This is a genomic window from Sphingomonas sp. PP-CE-3G-477 (genome assembly GCF_003050745.1).
Lineage (GTDB): Bacteria > Pseudomonadota > Alphaproteobacteria > Sphingomonadales > Sphingomonadaceae > Sphingomonas.
This window is the reverse complement of sequence record NZ_QAOF01000008.1, coordinates 67,596-85,251: the sequence shown is the minus strand read 5'-3', so window position 1 is coordinate 85,251 and position 17,656 is coordinate 67,596. Positions and strand designations below refer to the sequence as shown.

Genomic DNA, 17,656 nt, shown 5'->3' with positions numbered 1-17,656 from the left:
CCGATCAGATTCCGGCGTACCAGTCGTAATCCACGTTATCTTCCCAATAGCCGCCCTTGCCCTTGCCGATCCCGGCGAGGCTGGCGACCGCGTCGATCGCCATGACGTATTTGGCGTTCTTGTAGCCGAGCTGCCGTTCGACGCGCAGCCGGACGGGCGCGCCGTGCGCGACGTCGAGCACCTGATCGTTGAGCGCCCAGGCGAGGATCGTCTGCGGGTGGAATGCGTCGACCAGATCGACCGACTCGTAATAGTTTGCGCCGTTGTACAGGTCGGCACAGGTGAAGACGATGTAGCGTGCGGACTTCTGCAACCCGGCGGCGTCGAGCAGTGCGCCAAGCTTCGGCCCCTGCCACTTGCCGATCGCGCTCCAGCCCTCGACACAGTCGTGCCGCGTGATCTGTGCCCGCGACGGCATCTGGCGGAGTTGCGGGAGCGACACCGACAACGGGTTATCGACCAGCCCGCCGACCTTCAGCCGGTAATCCGCGAAGTTGTTGACGACCATCGCGGTATAATCCGCGGTCCCCGGATTGCTCGTGCCATTCGAGCGGAAGATCGGCGACATCTGCGCAGGGCTGAACTCGGGCGCGAGCGCGTTGCGGTTGCTCAGCGCGCGCTGCAGCCCGCGGTTCATGTCCTCGCCCATGAACAGGATCTTCCGCGCCTCGGGGTTCGCGGCGATCTTGTCGCAGCCGGCCAGCAGCGCGCCGGCACCGATGGTCGCGCCCATGACGAGCGAACGGCGGGTGATCAGCGAACTCATGCGACGTCCTCCGACGGGTGGGCGGGTATTTTCCAACGCCCGGTGATCATCGACCGCACCTCGTTCCAGGTCCCCGCAAGGATCACCAGCGCCAGATGCGCGATGATGAACAGCACCAGCCCGGTGGCGGCGATGAAGTGGATCGACCGCGCCGACTGCCGCCCGCCGAACACCTCGAGCAGCCACGGCCAAGCCGCATCCATCCCCGGCGACATCGTCAATCCGGTCAGGATCATCACTGGGATCAGGACAAAGATCGTCACCACATAGGACAGCTTCTGAAGGATGTTGTACGCGCCCGGCTTCTTGGGGTCGTGAAAGCGGAACGCGAGATGCTCCTTCACGTCATGCACCACTTCGCGCGGCGAAAGCTCGGCGGCACGCACGCGAAGATCGCGCTGGAAATGCTTGTTGATCAGGCTGACGATCATGAACCCGAGCAGCGCGAAGGCGAGCACCAGCGCGAACAGCAGATGCCAGCGCCGCGACAGCGCCAGATTATAGCTCGTCGGGATCGTCAGCAGGTTGAGTAGCGACACCAGCCAGCTCGGCCACTGGTCGAGCGTCGTCCACGCGGTATCGAAATTCGCGCCGTACCGTCCCCAATACAGCCGCGGATGCGCCTTCAGGATGCCGATCCCGCTACCGATCATGATGAACATCGTCACCACTGTCACCCAGTGCCAGACGCGCGTCGCCAGCCGGTGGCGCTTGATGACCGGGGGGCTGACGGGGGTGCTGACGGGGAGGGCAGTGGGATCGTTCATGCTCGACCTTCGCTATAGGCAGTCAGACAGTGACTTAGCAGGAATACATGTATGACCGAATGGCATTCTTACGAGCCCACGAACGGCCATCGCCTCCCGCACGATCCGCTGAACGCGATCGTCGCGCCGCGGCCGATCGGCTGGGTCAGCACTGTGTCCGCAGACGGCGTGGCGAACCTCGCGCCGTACAGTTTCTTCAACCTGTTCAACTACAATCCGCCGATCATCGGCTTCTCGTCGATGGGCTGGAAGGACAGCGTCGCCAATATCGAGGCGACCGGCGAGTTCGTCTGGAACCTGGTATCGCGCGATCTCGGCGAGGCGATGAATACGACTGCCGCGAACGTCGCCGCCGACGTCGACGAGTTCGCGCTCGCCCAGCTCGATATGGCCGCGTCGACAAAGGTGAAACCGGCGCGTGTCGCGGCGTCGCGCGCGCAGTTCGAGTGCAAGCTTACGCAACTCATCCGTCTGGAAACCAAGGAAGGCCGCGAACTCGACCAGTGGCTGGTGCTGGGCGAGGCGGTCGCGATCCACATCGACTCCGCGATGCTGGAGGACGGAGTCTACCAGACCGCGCGTGCGCGACCGATCCTGCGTGGCGGCGGCCCCGCGGATTACTTTACGATCACGGAGGATTCCTTGTTCAAAATGCGTCGCCCAGGCTGATAGGGCGTATATGGTGCGGCGCAGCATGTCGCGACGGCACTGACTTTACGAAAGCGATACTGCATGAAACCTGTCGATACGCGCATGGCGCTGCTCGCGCTCGCCGTCGGCGGGTTCGCGATCGGCACCACCGAGTTCGCGGCGATGAGCCTGTTGCCGCAGTTCGCGCGCGGGCTCGGGATCGACGAGCCGACCGCGGGGCATGTCATCAGCGCCTATGCGCTGGGCGTGGTCGTCGGCGCGCCGACGATCGCGGTGCTGGCGGCGAAGATCGAGCGGCGGGTGCTGCTGATCGGGTTGATGACGTTTCTCGGGATCGCCAACGGCCTGTCCGCACTCGCGCCGACCTATCATCTGATGCTGCTGGCCCGGTTCCTGAGCGGACTGCCGCATGGCGCGTATTTCGGCGTCGGATCGCTTGTCGCGGCGTCGATGGTGCCGCGCGAGAAGCGGTCGCGGGCGGTGTCGCGGATGATGCTCGGGCTGACGATCGCGACGATCGCGGGCGTGCCGCTGGCGAATGGTATCGGCCAGTGGTTTGGTTGGCGCTGGGGTTTCGGGATCGTCGCGATCATCGCGGCCGCGACGGTGGCGATGCTGTTACGGTTCGCGCCGGTACTTCGCCCTGCCAAGGATGCGAGCCCGCTGGGCGAACTCGCGGCACTGCGTAACGGGCAGGTGTGGCTGACGCTTGCGATCGGCGCGGTCGGGTTCGGCGGGATTTTCTGCGTCTACACCTATCTCGCCTCGACGTTGACCGAAGTGACGGGCGTATCGTCTGCGTTCACGCCCGTGGCGTTTGCGCTGTTCGGCGTCGGCATGACGATCGGCACTTTGGTCTGCGCGAAGGCGGCGGACGTGGCGCTGATGCCGGCGGCGGGAATCACGTTGCTGTTCGGGGCAGGCGCGCTCGCGCTTTACGCGCCGGCGACGCCGCATCTGTGGGCGATGCTGCCGGTGGTGGTGTTGATCGGCTGCGGCGGCGGGTTGTCGACGATCCTCCAGACGCGACTGATGGACGTCGCGGAGGAGGCGCAGACATTGGCGGCGGCGCTCAACCATTCCGCGTTCAATACCGCCAACGCGCTGGGCCCCTGGCTTGGCGGGCTGGCGATTGCGGGCGGATATGGGTTGCCGTCGACTGGCTGGGTCGGGACCGCGCTCGCGCTTGGCGGGTTCGCGATTTGGGCGGTCTCTTGGGCGATCGACCGCCGACGGGTCTGACTACCCTCACCGTCATCCAGCGAAAGCTGGGATCTCCCCGTTCCGGGTCGCAGCGTCCGCCAACGGTGATACCCCAGCTTTCGCTGGGGCGACGTTTTTTGGGGGGGGCGACGGTTCTGGAGAGGCTTAGAGATATCCCAATCGCTACCACCCCGGCGAAGGCCGGGGCCCAATTGGGGGACGGTGCTAACTAGGGGCAGCGGTCCGTTACCGTAGCCTTGCCAATTGGGCCCCGGCCTTCGCCGGGGTGGTGCTCATGGTGCCAATCGTTCGGACGGAGTCGATCGCTTCGTCCGTCAGCCCCGCACGATCACCGCGCGATGTCGCGCTTGGCGAGCTGCTTGTTCAGACCCAGAGCGATCAGCGTGAACACGGCGCCTGAGAACAGGTACGCGCCGCTCGCCGCCAGCCCCAGCTTGCTCGTCAGCAACAGCGCCGCCAGCGGAGCGAACCCCGCACCGAACAGCCACGCCAGATCGGTCGTCAGCGCCGAACCGGTATAGCGGTGCTGCGGCGACAGGCTCGACGCGATCGCGCCCGAGGACTGGCCGAACGACAGGCCGAACAGCAGGAAGCCAATGCCCATGAACAGGCGCTCGCCGATCTCGCCGCCATCGAGCAGCGATGGTGCGGCTATCGCGAACAGCGCGATCAGCACTGCGATCGTGCCCAGCATCGTGCGACGTCCGAACCGGTCTGCGAGCAGCCCCGACACCAGCATCGCGCCGATCCCGATGATCGCGCCGATCACCTCGACCACGAGGAAGCGACCTGCCGATTCACGCGTGAACAGCACGACCCACGACAGCGGGAACACCGTGACCATGTGGAACAGCGCGAAGCTCGCGAGCGGCACGAACGAGCCGAGCCAGATCGCCTTCCACTGCGACTGCACGGTCTCGACGACCGGCGCCGGCTCCAACTCGCGCTTGGCATACATCTCTTCGAATTCGGGCGTCACCACCAGGCGAAGGCGCGCGAACAGCGCGACGACGTTGATCGCGAACGCTACGAAGAACGGATAACGCCAGCCCCAAGCGAAGAAATCCTCGGTCGGCAGCGCGGCCACGAAGAACGCGAACAGGCCGCTCGCGACCAGCAGACCGATCGGCGCCCCAAGCTGCGGCAGCATCGCGTACCAGCCGCGATGCTTTTCCGGCGAGTTCAGCGACAGCAGCGAGGCGAGACCATCCCACGCGCCGCCGAGCGCGACGCCTTGGCCGATACGCAGCAGCGCGAGGATCGCGACCGACCAGTTGCCGACCTGGTCATAGCCGGGGATGAACCCCATCGCGACCGTCGAGGTGCCGAGCAGGAACAGCGAGATCGTCAGCTTGACGCTGCGGCCATAGGCGCGATCGACCGCGATGAAGATGATCGAACCGATCGGGCGGGCGATGAACGCCAGCGCGAACACTGCGAACGAATAGAGCGTGCCCTGCAACCGGTCGACATACGGGAACACCAGCGTCGGGAACACGAGCACCGAGGCGATCGCGTAGACGAAGAAGTCGAAGAATTCCGAGGTACGGCCGATCACCACGCCGATCGCGATCACGCCCGGCGTGACGTGCTCGCCGTCGCTGTGGATACTGCGAGCATCGGCTTCGAAGCTCGTCTCGGGGACTGTGTTTGCACTCATTCTTCAACTCGCTCTTCAGGGCGCGAACCCATCATACGCTGTTCTGGCGGATGCGGGCAGGGGCAATCTATGCTACCCCCGGTAACAATAAAGCCATGCCGATGTTGCAGTGCAGCGCCCATTGGACAAATTGTCCACTGTAGCGCGGCGAAAGCGAGGCGTAGGGGATCCGCATGATCGTTGAGAAAACCGTTTCCCGCGCGAAAAAATGGCTGGCCGTGCTGCCGCTTGCGCTGCTCACCAGCGGCTGCAACTGGGTCGTGATGTCGCCCTCGGGCGATATCGCAGTGCAACAGCGCGATCTCGTGCTGATCGCGACCGGGCTGATGCTGTTGATCATCGTGCCGGTGATCTGCCTCACGCTGCTGTTCGCGTTCCGGTATCGCCAGTCGAACAAGACCGCCAAGTACGAGCCCAACTGGGATCACTCGGTCGGCTTAGAGCTGTTGATCTGGGGCATCCCGCTGCTGATCATCATCGCGCTCGGCGCGCTGACCTGGACCAGCACGCATCTACTTGATCCGTACCGTCCGCTCGGTCGGATCAAGCCAGATGCGCCGACGCTCGCGAACAACGTGCCGGTCGGCAACCTGGTCGACAAGCAGCAGCTGGCGAACGGCGTCGGCAAGCCGCTCGAGGTTCAGGTCGTTGCGCTCGATTGGAAGTGGCTCTTCATCTATCCGGAATACGGCATCGCCACGGTCAACGAACTGGCCGCGCCGGTCGATCGTCCGATTCGTTTCCAGATGACCTCGTCGTCGGTGATGAATGCGTTCTACATCCCTGCGCTCGCCGGCATGATCTACACGATGCCCGGCATGCAGACGACGCTGAACGCGGTGATCAACAAGCCCGGCAACTACGAAGGCTTCTCGTCCAACTATAGCGGCGCAGGCTTCTCGGGGATGCGCTTCCGCTTCCACGGCGTCAGCGACGCGGGCTTCCAGGCCTGGGTCAACCAGGTCAAGCAGCGCGGGGGCGGCCTCAATCGCGCTAGCTATCTCCAGCTGGAGAAGCCGAGCGAGAAGGTCCCGGTCCGCTATTACAATGCGGTCGAGCCGAACATGTTCAAGCTGGTCGTCGAGCAGTGCGTCCAGCCCGGCAAGGTCTGCATGTCGCAGATGATGCACGGCGGCAAAGGCGGGGGGGACTCGCACGCCGGCATGGCGATGCCCGGAGTCAATGGCGGCAAGGGCCCGCAGGATTCGTCCGAGCGAGTCGAAGGCGCGTTAATGAAGGACGCGGACGAAAAGGGAAGCGGCAACCACTGGACCGCGCCGGCCGACATAAAACAGGACGGCGCCAACAGCGCGCCCGGCTCGCAGTCCAACCGCAATCATACGATGCTGACCCCCTCCACCATGCCGGGCACGCGCCCCGTCGCGAACGGCTAGAGAACCATCATGAACGACACACTGTTGAAGACTATCTTCGGCCGCCTGACCCTGGAGTCGCTGCCGCTGCACGAACCGATCGTCGTCGCCACCTTCGCGATGGTGGCGATCGGCGGGCTCGGGCTCGTCGCCGCGCTGACCTATTTCAAGGTCTGGGGCTATCTCTGGAACGAGTGGTTCACGAGCGTGGATCACAAGAAGATCGGGATCATGTACATGATCCTGGCGATCGTCATGCTGCTGCGCGGGTTCTCCGACGCGATCATGATGCGCGCACAGCAGGCGATGGCGTTCAACGGGTCCGAAGGATACTTGACCGCGCATCACTACGACCAGGTCTTCACCGCGCACGGCGTGATCATGATCTTCTTCGTGGCGATGCCGATGGTCACGGGTCTGATGAACTATGTCGTCCCGCTTCAGATCGGCGCGCGCGACGTGTCGTTCCCGTTCCTCAACAATTTCAGCTTCTGGATGACCACGGCCGGTGCCGTGATCGTCATGATGTCGCTGTTCATCGGTGAGTTCGCGCGGACCGGCTGGCTCGCGATGCCGCCCCTCTCGGGACTGGCCTACTCGCCCGACGTCGGTGTCGACTATTATATCTGGGCGTTGCAGATCGCGGGCATCGGGACACTGTTGTCCGGCGTCAATCTGGTCGCGACCATCGTCAAGATGCGCGCGCCCGGCATGACCATGATGAAGATGCCGATCTTCACCTGGACGTCGCTCTGCACCAACATCCTGATCGTTGCCGCCTTCCCGGTCCTGACCGCGGTTCTCGCGATGCTGTCGCTCGATCGCTACATCGGCACCGCGTTCTTCACGAACGACTCGGGCGGCAACCCGATGATGTACGTCAACCTGATCTGGATCTGGGGTCACCCCGAGGTCTATATTCTGGTCCTGCCGGCATTCGGCATCTTCTCGGAAGTCACCTCGACCTTCTCGGGCAAGCGCCTCTTCGGCTACAGCTCGATGGTCTATGCGACGCTCGTCATCACGATCCTCGCCTACCTCGTCTGGCTGCATCACTTCTTTACGATGGGCTCTGGCGCGAGCGTGAACTCGTTCTTCGGCATCACCACGATGATCATCTCGATCCCGACCGGGGCCAAGATCTTCAACTGGCTGTTCACGATGTACAAGGGCCGGATCCGGTTCGAACTGCCGATGATGTGGACGATCGCCTTCATGGTGACCTTCACGATCGGCGGCATGACCGGCGTCCTGCTCGCGGTGCCGCCAGCCGATTTCGTGTTGCACAACTCGCTGTTCCTGGTCGCGCATTTCCATAACGTGATCATCGGCGGCACGCTGTTCGGCATGTTCGCCGGCATCAACTACTGGTTCCCGAAGGCGTTCGGCTTCAAGCTGGACAAGAAGTGGGGCACGGTATCGTTCTGGTGCTGGGTGGTCGGCTTCTACTTCGCGTTCATGCCGCTCTACGTGCTCGGCCTGATGGGCGTGACTCGCCGGATGCGCTATTTCGACGATCCGAACCTGCAGATCTGGTTCGTCATCGCCGCCTTTGGCGCAGCCCTGATCGCAGCCGGCATCGGTGCCTTCCTGCTCCAGATATTCGTCAGCATCCGCAACCGCAAAGCGCTGGCCGATCACAGCGGCGATCCCTGGGGTGGCCGTACGCTGGAGTGGGCGACCTCGTCGCCGCCGCCGGAATACAACTTTGCGTTCACGCCGATCGTCCATGACCTGGACGCCTGGTACGACATGAAGGAGCGCAAGCACGAGCGGCCCGTGACCGGCTTCAAGTCGATCCACATGCCGAGCGGCACCGGCACGGGCGTCGTGCTCGCCGGCCTCAGCGTTGCGTTCGGGTTCGCGATGATCTGGTACATCTGGTGGCTCGCAGGGCTGGCGCTCGCCGGCATCTTCGGCACCACCATTTTCCACACGTTCAACTACAAGCGCGACTTCCACATCCCGGTCGAGGACGTGATCGCCAGCGAGGACGCGCGCACCCGCCAGCTCGCGACCCAGGGAGCCTGACGCGATGTCCGCAATACCCATGAAGGACGGCCTGAACGAGACAGAGAAGGTCTCGTTCTACGAGCTGGACGAGCACGAGCATCCCGAAGGCAGCAGCACGATGCTGGGCTTCTGGATGTACCTGATGAGCGATTGTCTTATCTTCGCGGTGCTGTTCGCGGCCTATGCCGTGCTCGGCAACAGCTATGCCGGCGGGCCCAGCCCGAAGGAGATCTTCGAGCTGCCGCTGGTGGCGGTGAACACCGCGATGCTGCTGTTCTCGTCGATCACCTACGGCTTCGCGATGCTGTCGATGGAGGAAGGTCGCCAGCGCGTCATGCAGATGTGGCTGGCGTTCACCGGCCTGTTCGGCCTGTGCTTCCTGTCGATCGAAATGTACGAGTTCGCCACCCTCATCCATGAGGGTGCGGGCCCGACCCGCAGCGCGTTCCTGTCGTCGTTTTTCACGCTCGTCGGCACGCACGGCCTCCACGTCACGATGGGCTTCATCTGGCTCGTCACGCTGATGGTGCAGGTTCAGAAGCACGGTCTGATCGCCGCGAACAAGCGTCGCCTGATGTGCCTCAGCATGTTCTGGCATTTCCTCGACGTCATCTGGATCGGCGTCTTCACCTTCGTCTATCTGATGGGCACCCTACGATGAGCGACCCCCACGCAAACACGCACGACGCGCATGCGGATCACGATCACGCAGCGCACGGCACGCGCGGCAGCTACCTCAAGGGGTTCTTCCTCTCGGTCATCCTGACCGCGATCCCGTTCTGGATCGTCATGACCGACGCGTTCAAGGATCCGTCGACCGCCGCGCTCGTCGTAATGGTGTTCGCGGTCGCGCAGATCGTCGTCCACATGATCTACTTCCTGCACATGAGCGGCAAGTCGGAGGGCGGCTGGACGATGATGGCGCTGATCTTCACGATCATCCTCGTCGTCATCACGCTCAGTGGGTCGATCTGGGTGATGTACCACATGAACACGAACATGATGCCGATGCAGGCCGCGGCAGACATGTGATGAACACGCGACCGGGCCCTGCCGTCTACGTCGCAGGCCTGGTCGCGCTGCTGCTGTTCGCCGGGTTCATGGCGCTCGGCATCTGGCAGGTCGAGCGCCGCACCTGGAAGCTCAACCTGATCGCACAGGTCGCGGCGCGTTCGCACGCCGCGCCGGTCGCGCCGCCGGGGCCCGCGTCCTGGGGCGCGATCACCGCCACCACCGACGCCTATCGCCGTATCCGCCTCGACGGCACCCTCGATAATTCGCGCGAAACGCTGGTCCGCGCCGCCACCGCGCTTGGCAGCGGCTATTGGGTCGTCACGCCTTTGCGGACCGCGCAAGGCTTCACCGTCCTCGTCAACCGCGGCTACGTCTCGCCCGAACAACGCGTCGCGCATACCAAGCCAACCGGCCCGGTCACGATCACCGGCTATCTCCGCATCACCGAGCCTGGCGGCGGCTTCCTCCGCCACAATGACCCCGCCACCGGCAAATGGTATTCGCGCGACGTCGCCGCGATCGCCAAGGCGCGCGGCCTGTCGAACGTCGCCCCCTATTTTGTCGACGCGGACAAGTCCGGCACCGCCGCCCCGGTCGGCGGCCTGACGATCATCGCGTTCCCCAACAACCACCTCGTCTACATGCTGACCTGGTTCGCGCTCGCCGCGATGACGATCGCCGCGTTCGTCGTCTTCGTCCGCCAGGATGCGCGCAAGCGGCAAGAGGCGGCATGACCTCGGCGGCGGCACGCCAAGGCTGGCAACGCTGGCTCGCGCTCGCCACCGCCCGCACCGACGCGACCGGCAACGCCAACATGCGCCAGCTCGTGACGCTGCGCTGGATCGCGGTCGCCGGCCAGTTCGTCACCATATTGTTCGCGCGCTTCGGCCTCGGCTTCGATCTCCCGCTGGTTCCGATGATGGCCGCGCTCGCCGCTGCCGTGGGCCTCAACCTCGCCAGCATGCCGCTGTACGGCTGGCGCAAGGGCGCGAACATCCAGCTCCTGCTCGCGCTGCTGTTCGACGTCGGCCTGCTCACCACGCAGCTCTATCTGGCGGGCGGCGCGACCAACCCGTTCATCTCGCTCTATCTGCTCCACGTCGTGCTAGGCGCGGTGCTGCTCGATCGCTGGTCGAGCTGGGCGATCGTCGCCGTCACCGCCGCCTGTTTCGGCGTGCTAACACTCTATTACCGTCCGCTGATCCTCCCCCCCGACTACAGCGGCGAGTATTTCCTGCTCTACACGATCGGCTCGCTGCTCTGCTTCATGCTGATCGCGACGCTGCTGATGCTGTTCATGACCCGCATCACCGGCAACCTGCGCGCGCGCGACACGCGCCTTGCCGACCTACGCCAGCAGGCCGCGGAGGAGGACCACATCGTCCGCATGGGTCTGCTGGCGTCCGGCGCCGCGCACGAACTCGGCACGCCGCTCGCATCGATCGCCGTGATCCTAGCCGATTGGCGCCGCATGCCAACGCTCGCGCAGGACGCCGACCTCCAGGCCGAGATCGTCGAGATGCAATCCGAAGTCCAGCGCTGCAAGGCGATCGTCACCGGCATCCTGCTCTCGGCCGGTGAGGCACGCGGCGAGGCGCCCGAGATCATGCCGCTCCACCAGCTCCTCGACGGAATCGTCGACGAGTGGCGCGCGGTGCACCCGTCGGTCGATTTCGACTATACCACGCGAGTCGGCGACGATCCCCAGGTCGTGTCCGACCCCGCGCTCAAACAGGTGATCGCCAACGTGCTCGACAACGCCGCCGAAGCCTCGCCGCACTGGGTCGCGTTCCGCGGCGAACGCACCGACGGCGACCTCGCGCTGATCGTCCGAGACCGCGGCCCAGGCTTCAGCGACGAACGCCTCGCCAGCTTCGGCAAACCCTATCAGTCGAGCAAGCGCGAACCCGGCCACGGCCTCGGCCTGTTCCTCGCGGTCAACGTCATGCGCAAGCTCGGCGGCGGCGTGTCCGTCGTGAACTGCGAAGGCGGTGGCGCTGAAGTCACGATCCGGATGCCCCTCTCTGCGATCGCCCTGTCATGACAAGCACCGTGACGGACGCCATGACCGAACCGAAACTCCTGGCGATCGTCGAGGACGATGAAACCTTCGCCCGCACGCTTCGCCGCTCGTTCGAACGCCGCGGCTACGAAGTGATGCAGGCGGCCAGCCACGAGGAACTCGTCGAGCAACTGGCAGAGCGTACGCCCCGTTACGCCGTCGTCGACCTGAAGCTGGGCGGCGCGTCCGGCCTTGTCTGCGTCCAGACGCTCCACGCGCACGACCCGGAGATCCTCGTCGTCGTCCTCACCGGTTTCGCCAGCATCGCCACCGCGGTCGAGGCGATCAAGCTCCGCGCGTCGCACTATCTCGTCAAACCCTCGAACACCGATGACATCGAAGCCGCGTTCGATCGCACCGAGGGCAGCGTCGACACCGAATTGTCCGAGCGCCCGACCTCGATCAAGACGCTCGAATGGGAGCGCATCCACACCACGCTCGCCGAAACCGACTTCAACATTTCGGAGACCGCGCGCCGCCTCGGCATGCACCGCCGCACGCTCGCGCGAAAGCTCGAGAAACGCCCGGTAAAATAGCGGCAACGCTTCGCCGGAGGCGCGCGTTGTCGCTTGATGCCAGCGCCCAAACCCTCACGACTCTGGCAGCCAAAGCGACTGCTCGCGACCCCGTCCGCGCTGACCTGGGAGCACGGTGCCAAGATCTCCGCCCGCGCGACCGCACTTGGCGTACCTGTCACGACGCTACCGAGCGACCGCCTCAAGCTCGACTTCCCCGAGGACTCCCGCCGCGCCTATGCCGAAGCCAAGGCAACGCTGGCGCTGGTCGTCGCGCCGCCGTCGAAGCGCAAGCTCCAGCCGATCGCCCCCAGCGCCGACTGGCGAATCGACCTCGCCGAAGGCTGCCCCGCGCATTGCGGCTATTGCTACCTCGCCGGTTCGCTAAAGGGGCCGCCCATAACGCGCGTCTACGCCAACCTCCCCGAGATCCTCGCCGAACTTCCCGCCCACCTCGGCCAAGGCACCGTGACGTCGCGCTCGACCGCGCGCGCGCATGAGGGCACGACGTTCGAGGCGTCCTGCTACACCGACCCGCTCGGCATCGAACACGTCACCGGATCGCTGTCCGCACTGATCGCGCATTTCGGCGCGTGGGAAGCCGACGTGCAGTTGCGCTTCACCACCAAGTTCGACGCCGTCGAGCCATTGCTGGGTCTCGATCACCGCGGCCGCACCCGCATGCGCGCCTCGATAAACCCCGCCGCTTATGCACGCTTCGAGGGCGGCACGAGTCCCGTCGCAGCCCGCCTGCTCGCGCTACGAAGAATGGCGGACGCGGGCTACAGGATCGGCCTGACGGTCGCGCCGATCATCGCCGCCGAAGGCTGGCGCGAGGCGTATGGCGAATTGCTCGCGGAGGCAGGCCGGGTGCTCGCCGACGTGCCCAACGTGACGATCGAACTGATCACCCACCGCTACACCCCCGGATCGAAGGCAGTGCTCGAAACCTGGTATCCCGGCTCGTCGCTCGACCTCAGCATGGCCAACCGCACCGAGAAACGCACCAAGTTCGGCTCGGTCAAATATGTCTACGACGCCGACACGATGCGCGCGCTCCGCACCTTCTTCCAGGACGAGATCGCCGCCAAGCTCCCGCAGGCGCGTATCCTCTACTGGACGTGACCGCCGCGTCGGCCGGCAACGCAGCGTTGCCATTCCCGACCTTCCGGTCGCCGCCACCGCCGCCTACCTCGGATCCATGACAAACACCCGCCAGCCAACCCTCTTCATCCCGCACGGTGGCGGCCCCTGTTTCTTCATGGACGACCCCGCCGGGAACTGGACCAGCATGGCCGCGTACCTCCGCTCGATCGCCGCCTCGCTGCTCGAAAAGCCTAAGGCGATCCTCGTCGTCTCCGGTCACTGGGAAACGCGCGGCTTCGCCTTCACCGGCGCCGCAACGCCGCCGCTGATCTACGATTACGGCGGCTTCCCCGCGCAGACCTACGAGATCCGCTACGACACGCCCGGCGATCCCGTCTTGGCGGCCCGCGCCGCTGACCTACTCCGCGAAGCCGGCCTGACCGCCACCGTCGACCCAACGCGCGGCCTCGATCACGGCGTCTTCATCCCGATGAAGGTCGCGTTCCCTGACGCCGACATCCCGGTCATCGAAATGTCGGTCGACCGCGATCTCGACCCTACGTTGCACGCCGCCGCCGGCCGCGCACTCGCTCCCTTACGCGACGAAGGCGTCCTGATCGTCGGCTCGGGCATGAGCTTCCACAACATGCGCGGCTACGGCGACCCGCGTTTCACCGCGCCGTCCGAAGCCTTCGATCAATGGCTCACCGCCGCAGTCGAGTCCGAACCGACCGGCCGGGCGGCAGCGCTAGGCGGCTGGGCTGAAGCCCCCGCCGGCCGCCTCTCGCACCCCCGCGAAGAGCACCTGCTACCGCTGATGGTCGCTGCCGGCGCTTCCGATCAAGCCGGCACGCAGGTCTACAGCGAGCGTGTGCTGCAAACCTCAATCTCCGGCTACCGCTTCAATTAAAGGAAACTCCATGGCCCTTCCCGTCCTGCTCGCGATCTCCGGCAGCCTGCGCCGCGGCTCGTACAATACCGCGATCCTGACCACGCTTGGCGAAGCGATCACCGACAAGGCCGCGCTGACGGTCTTCGCGCTGAACGACGTCCCGCTCTACAATCAGGACACCGACACCGACACGCCCCCCGCCGCCGTCGCAGCCCTGCGCGCGGCAATCGGCGCGGCCGACGGGATCGTCATCGCCTCCCCAGAATATAATCACGGCATGTCCGGCGTACTGAAGAACGCGCTCGACTGGGCCTCGCGTCCGCACGGCAAGGCGACGCTCACGGGCAAGCCCGTCTTCACGCTTACGTCGTCGCCCGGCGCGGTCGGCGGCGCACGCGCGCACGCGCAACTGAACGAGACGCTGGCCTCGATTGGCGCGCGCACCGTCCTGCGCCCACAAGCCGTCGTCGGCGCCGTGCACGAGAAGATCGCCGACGGTCGCCTGACCGACCAGCGCACGCTCGACTTCCTCGTGGCCGGCATCGACGACCTGCTCGCCGACATCGCGCGGCCCACCACCGCCGACCGCGAGGCCTCCTGACATGCGCCACGTCCTCGACCAGTATCCCGCCCAGCGCGACGACATCGCCGACTTGGTGACACGACGCCCGCTACCGGGCTCCGGCCTGCCGCAGGTCGATCCGTTCCTGTTCCTCAACCACCACGGTCCGCAGACCTATCGACCGGGCAATAGCGGCCTGCCGTTCGGCCCGCACCCGCACCGTGGCTTCGAGACGGTCAGCTTCATCCTCGAGGGCGAGATGGCGCATCTCGACAGCGGTGGCCACGAGAGCGTCATCCGCGCAGGCGGCGTCCAGTGGATGACCGCCGGCTCGGGCCTGATCCATGCGGAAATCTCGCCCGCATCATTCAAGCGCGACGGCGGCCCGCTGGAGATCCTGCAACTCTGGGTCAATCTCCCCGGCCGCCTCAAGATGACCAAGCCCGCCTATACCGGCCTCCAGCGCGAGGACATTCCCGCGATCCCGGTCGAGGGTGGCACCGTCAACCTGATCTCCGGCACGTTCGGCGGACGACAGGGCGCGTTCGAGTCCCTGACCGGCGTCGCGATGATGACGATCGAACTCGAAGCCGGCGCCAAGATCGACCTGCCATCCCCAACCGGCCGCGCGGTCTTCTTCTACGTCGTCGCTGGCGCCCCCACGGCCAACGGCACGCCGATCAAGCCGCACCACCTCGCCACATTCGGCAACGAGGGCGACACCATCACCGTCACGACCGAAGCCCCCGCCACGATCCTCTACGGCCACGCCGACCCGATCGGCGAACCCGTCGTCTCCCACGGTCCGTTCGTCATGAACACCCGCGAAGAGATCGTCCGCGCGATCGAGGACTATAACGCCGGCCTGTTCGGCAAGCCGCCCGTCATTCGCTAGGGCACCTTGCGCACCGGGGGCAGCGCGGCACAGATGTCGGCGCCCCCGGCGGGCACCGTAAAGAACGGCCCCGCCCGGTTCTCCCGCGAGGCGATCCACGCCACGAACCGCGGATTGTCCGCCGCGCGATATTCGAAATGCGGTCGCTCACCGGCGGGCAGGTCGCTCGCGAGGCGTGCGGACACGATCGGGCTACGCTCCCCCTCGGTCTTGTAGAACCCCAGATCCCCCGTCCCGCGCGGCAGCGACGACAGCCACTCGACCCCGTCGATCACGCGCCCAACTACCGCGATGTTCCGGTCGAGCGCACGCGGCGAATGCCCGATCACGGTATACAGCTCAGCGCCGCTCCCCGTGCTCGGCGCCAGATCGCGCGCGACGCCGACCATGCCGTAGCAATGCGGCACCCACTCGGTCGCGCCATTGCCCGCGAGCGGCCACCCGTCGCGACTATACCCCGCCCATTCCGCATAAGGATCGCGCTGCGACAGCCGCGCCACCGTCGTCGGCCCGGCATGCGAATATTCCGCCGATGGATTCGCGACGACGCCCGCGACCAGCGCCTTCTTCTCCGTCGCGTCACCCCATTGCGCGACGTAATTGTCCTGCAAGCGGTACACGCTCGTCCCCGCATCCCACCAATGCGCACGCGCCAACTTGCGTATGTTCGCGACGTGCACCGGCGCATAGCGAGGCGCCAGCCGCACGGTAAACCGGTGCCCATTGGCCAGGGTGAAGACCATTAGTTCGTCGTCCGGGACCGCAACCCAGTCCGCCGGCACCGGATCGGACGGGAGCGTCGCGGCGGCCGGAACGGCCTGCGCAAGCATGGCGGCGAGAAGGATATTCAACATCCCCGCAGACTGCCCGAGGCCGTCCCCGCACGCAATCGCTTGCGCGCGCGCGAAACCCGCACTAGCAGACCCGCTTCCAGAGCAATGCGGAGCGGTGGCCGAGTGGTCGAAGGCGCTCGCCTGGAAAGTGAGTATACGTCAAAAGCGTATCGTGGGTTCGAATCCCACCCGCTCCGCCACCCTGCCATCCCGGGGCGTCTCATCCATTTCCTGACCATCGGCCGGGCTGTCGGTTGCGATGTGCGGCAGTCTCGCGTCGTTTCGTCGCGTCTCAGCCAGGCATCCATCTGCAGGAGCGCCCGATGCCGATCAGGCAGTTGGGATCCGGATCGAGCTAGCCTTGATCGTTTGGCTCGGCGATGTTGCGCAACCCATGACGTCCACGAGCCGCGTTCTAATGGCCTGCCACCTGACCGCCATCGACATGCAGTATTTCGCCCGTCACGAACGTCGCGTCCTCTAGGTACAGGATGGCCTGTACCACGTCGGCGACGGTGCCCATCCGGCCCAGCGGGTGGTAGCGGCCGAGTCCGGCGCGCGTCTCGGCAGGATGCATCGGCGTTTCCATGATACCTGGTGAAATGGCGTTGGCGCGGATTCCCCGTGCGGCATACTCGATCGCCAGGCTGCGGGTTGCAGCAGCGAGACCACCCTTGGTCAACGATGCGAGAACCGAAGGGAACTCGCCGTTGGCGTGCTCGGCAAGCGTCGTGACGATCTGGACGATATGGCCACCACCACTGCGCAACATCGCGGGCAGGGCGTGCCGGGTCATGTGGAAGAATCCATCGAGGTTGGTCGCGACGATGCGTCGATACTGGTCGTCGGTATAGTCGGTAAACGCTTCGCCGATGAAGACGCCCGCGTTGTTGACCAGCGTGTCGATCCGACCGAACCGGTCGAGCGTGCGGGCAACCACCGCCTCGGCGGTCGCGGGATCGCCGACATCGCCTGCCACGGTGAGCCAGTCCGCCTCGTCGGCGTCCGTGATGTTGCGCGATACGCCGACCACACGCCAGCCGCGTTCGCGATAACCGCGTGCGATGCCCGCTCCCAACCCTTGCGACGCACCCGTGACGATGGCGACCTTGCTAGACATGATTCTTCCTGTTTTCTGCCGCTGAAGGAAACGGTTTGCGGACGCCTTTCCTGATCGGCTCAACGCCGAACCTTGCTATTTGTGCCGTCAAAACAGGGGCTTGCACAAGATGCGTGCCATCGGTGTCGTAAACGACCGGCCGCTACGCGGCGCTTCCCATGCAGCGCACTCCGGGACCAGGGAATGACCGCCTGACCGACCTGCACGTATGTTGAGTATCGGC

General features: G+C 65.3%; 18 protein-coding genes and 1 tRNA gene. 14 read left to right on the top strand and 5 right to left on the bottom strand.

All coding sequences use genetic code 11. From position 1 onward, the window contains the following. Positions 1-4: 4 nt before the first annotated feature. Together C8J45_RS14965 and C8J45_RS14960 are read right to left on the bottom strand one after the other, a co-directional pair. Positions 5-766, bottom strand: coding sequence for a molybdopterin-dependent oxidoreductase (locus C8J45_RS14965; RefSeq protein ID WP_107963939.1), 762 nt, complete (start codon positions 764-766; stop codon positions 5-7). Continuing rightward, positions 763-1,533, bottom strand: a complete 771-nt coding sequence (locus C8J45_RS14960) for a cytochrome b/b6 domain-containing protein (protein WP_107963938.1) — start codon at positions 1,531-1,533, stop codon at positions 763-765. Before C8J45_RS14960 ends, C8J45_RS14965 begins: the two co-directional genes overlap by 4 nt. 51 nt (positions 1,534-1,584) lie before the next feature. On the opposite strand from C8J45_RS14960, the gene C8J45_RS14955 reads away from it, so the two are divergent. Both C8J45_RS14955 and C8J45_RS14950 read left to right on the top strand, forming a co-directional pair. Further along, positions 1,585-2,202, top strand: coding sequence for a flavin reductase family protein (locus tag C8J45_RS14955; protein WP_107963937.1), 618 nt, complete (start codon positions 1,585-1,587; stop codon positions 2,200-2,202). Between the two features lie 63 nt (positions 2,203-2,265). Continuing rightward, entirely contained in the window at positions 2,266-3,426 is a 1,161-nt protein-coding gene (locus tag C8J45_RS14950; protein ID WP_107963936.1) for an MFS transporter, read from the top strand. 310 nt (positions 3,427-3,736) lie between these two features. Here C8J45_RS14950 and C8J45_RS14945 read toward each other — a convergent pair whose 3' ends face one another. After that, positions 3,737-5,068, bottom strand: a complete 1,332-nt coding sequence (locus C8J45_RS14945) for an MFS transporter (protein WP_107963935.1) — start codon at positions 5,066-5,068, stop codon at positions 3,737-3,739. Between the two features lie 173 nt (positions 5,069-5,241). Here C8J45_RS14945 and C8J45_RS14940 point away from each other — a divergent pair, with 173 nt between their 5' ends. From C8J45_RS14940 to C8J45_RS14890, 11 genes are all read left to right on the top strand, one after another. Next, complete coding sequence (locus C8J45_RS14940; RefSeq protein ID WP_107963934.1) at positions 5,242-6,462, top strand: ubiquinol oxidase subunit II; 1,221 nt, start codon at positions 5,242-5,244, stop codon at positions 6,460-6,462. A 9-nt stretch (positions 6,463-6,471) separates the two neighbouring features. Continuing rightward, positions 6,472-8,472, top strand: a complete 2,001-nt coding sequence (gene cyoB / locus C8J45_RS14935; RefSeq protein WP_107963933.1) for a cytochrome o ubiquinol oxidase subunit I — start codon at positions 6,472-6,474, stop codon at positions 8,470-8,472. 4 nt (positions 8,473-8,476) lie between these two features. After that, positions 8,477-9,115 carry a cytochrome o ubiquinol oxidase subunit III gene (gene cyoC, locus C8J45_RS14930; protein ID WP_056054578.1) on the top strand — a complete coding sequence of 213 codons (639 nt, stop codon included), beginning with the start codon at positions 8,477-8,479 and terminating at the stop codon, positions 9,113-9,115. Then, on the top strand, positions 9,112-9,486 hold the full coding sequence (gene cyoD / locus C8J45_RS14925; protein ID WP_107963931.1) for a cytochrome o ubiquinol oxidase subunit IV: 375 nt from the start codon (positions 9,112-9,114) through the stop codon (positions 9,484-9,486). The genes cyoC and cyoD overlap by 4 nt, the downstream gene beginning before the upstream one ends. Then, positions 9,486-10,202: an SURF1 family protein gene (locus tag C8J45_RS14920; protein ID WP_107963930.1), complete on the top strand. Its 717-nt coding sequence runs from the start codon at positions 9,486-9,488 to the stop codon at positions 10,200-10,202. The genes cyoD and C8J45_RS14920 overlap by 1 nt, the downstream gene beginning before the upstream one ends. Next, positions 10,199-11,512 (top strand): ATP-binding protein, encoded by a 1,314-nt coding sequence (locus C8J45_RS14915; protein WP_107963929.1) that lies wholly within the window; start codon positions 10,199-10,201, stop codon positions 11,510-11,512. Before C8J45_RS14920 ends, C8J45_RS14915 begins: the two co-directional genes overlap by 4 nt. A gap of 20 nt (positions 11,513-11,532) precedes the next feature. Next, positions 11,533-12,066 (top strand): response regulator transcription factor, encoded by a 534-nt coding sequence (locus C8J45_RS14910; RefSeq protein WP_107964023.1) that lies wholly within the window; start codon positions 11,533-11,535, stop codon positions 12,064-12,066. A 36-nt stretch (positions 12,067-12,102) separates the two neighbouring features. After that, the gene (locus C8J45_RS14905; RefSeq protein ID WP_107963928.1) at positions 12,103-13,170 is read left to right on the top strand and encodes a spore photoproduct lyase family protein; all 1,068 of its coding nucleotides are present in this window, start codon (positions 12,103-12,105) and stop codon (positions 13,168-13,170) included. A gap of 76 nt (positions 13,171-13,246) precedes the next feature. Next, positions 13,247-14,041: a class III extradiol ring-cleavage dioxygenase gene (locus tag C8J45_RS14900; protein WP_107963927.1), complete on the top strand. Its 795-nt coding sequence runs from the start codon at positions 13,247-13,249 to the stop codon at positions 14,039-14,041. A 10-nt stretch (positions 14,042-14,051) separates the two neighbouring features. After that, positions 14,052-14,624, top strand: a complete 573-nt coding sequence (locus C8J45_RS14895; RefSeq protein ID WP_107963926.1) for an NADPH-dependent FMN reductase — start codon at positions 14,052-14,054, stop codon at positions 14,622-14,624. Position 14,625: 1 nt separating this feature from the next. Further along, the gene (locus C8J45_RS14890; protein ID WP_107963925.1) at positions 14,626-15,480 is read left to right on the top strand and encodes a pirin family protein; all 855 of its coding nucleotides are present in this window, start codon (positions 14,626-14,628) and stop codon (positions 15,478-15,480) included. Here the strand turns inward: C8J45_RS14890 and C8J45_RS14885 are convergent. Continuing rightward, complete coding sequence (locus C8J45_RS14885; protein WP_107963924.1) at positions 15,477-16,334, bottom strand: peptidylprolyl isomerase; 858 nt, start codon at positions 16,332-16,334, stop codon at positions 15,477-15,479. The genes C8J45_RS14890 and C8J45_RS14885 overlap by 4 nt on opposite strands. 88 nt (positions 16,335-16,422) lie before the next feature. On the opposite strand from C8J45_RS14885, the gene C8J45_RS14880 reads away from it, so the two are divergent. Continuing rightward, positions 16,423-16,513 (top strand) — tRNA-Ser (locus C8J45_RS14880). Between the two features lie 215 nt (positions 16,514-16,728). On the opposite strand, the gene C8J45_RS14875 is transcribed toward C8J45_RS14880, so the two are convergent. Beyond that, positions 16,729-17,433: an SDR family NAD(P)-dependent oxidoreductase gene (locus tag C8J45_RS14875; protein WP_107963923.1), complete on the bottom strand. Its 705-nt coding sequence runs from the start codon at positions 17,431-17,433 to the stop codon at positions 16,729-16,731. Positions 17,434-17,656: the final 223 nt, after the last annotated feature.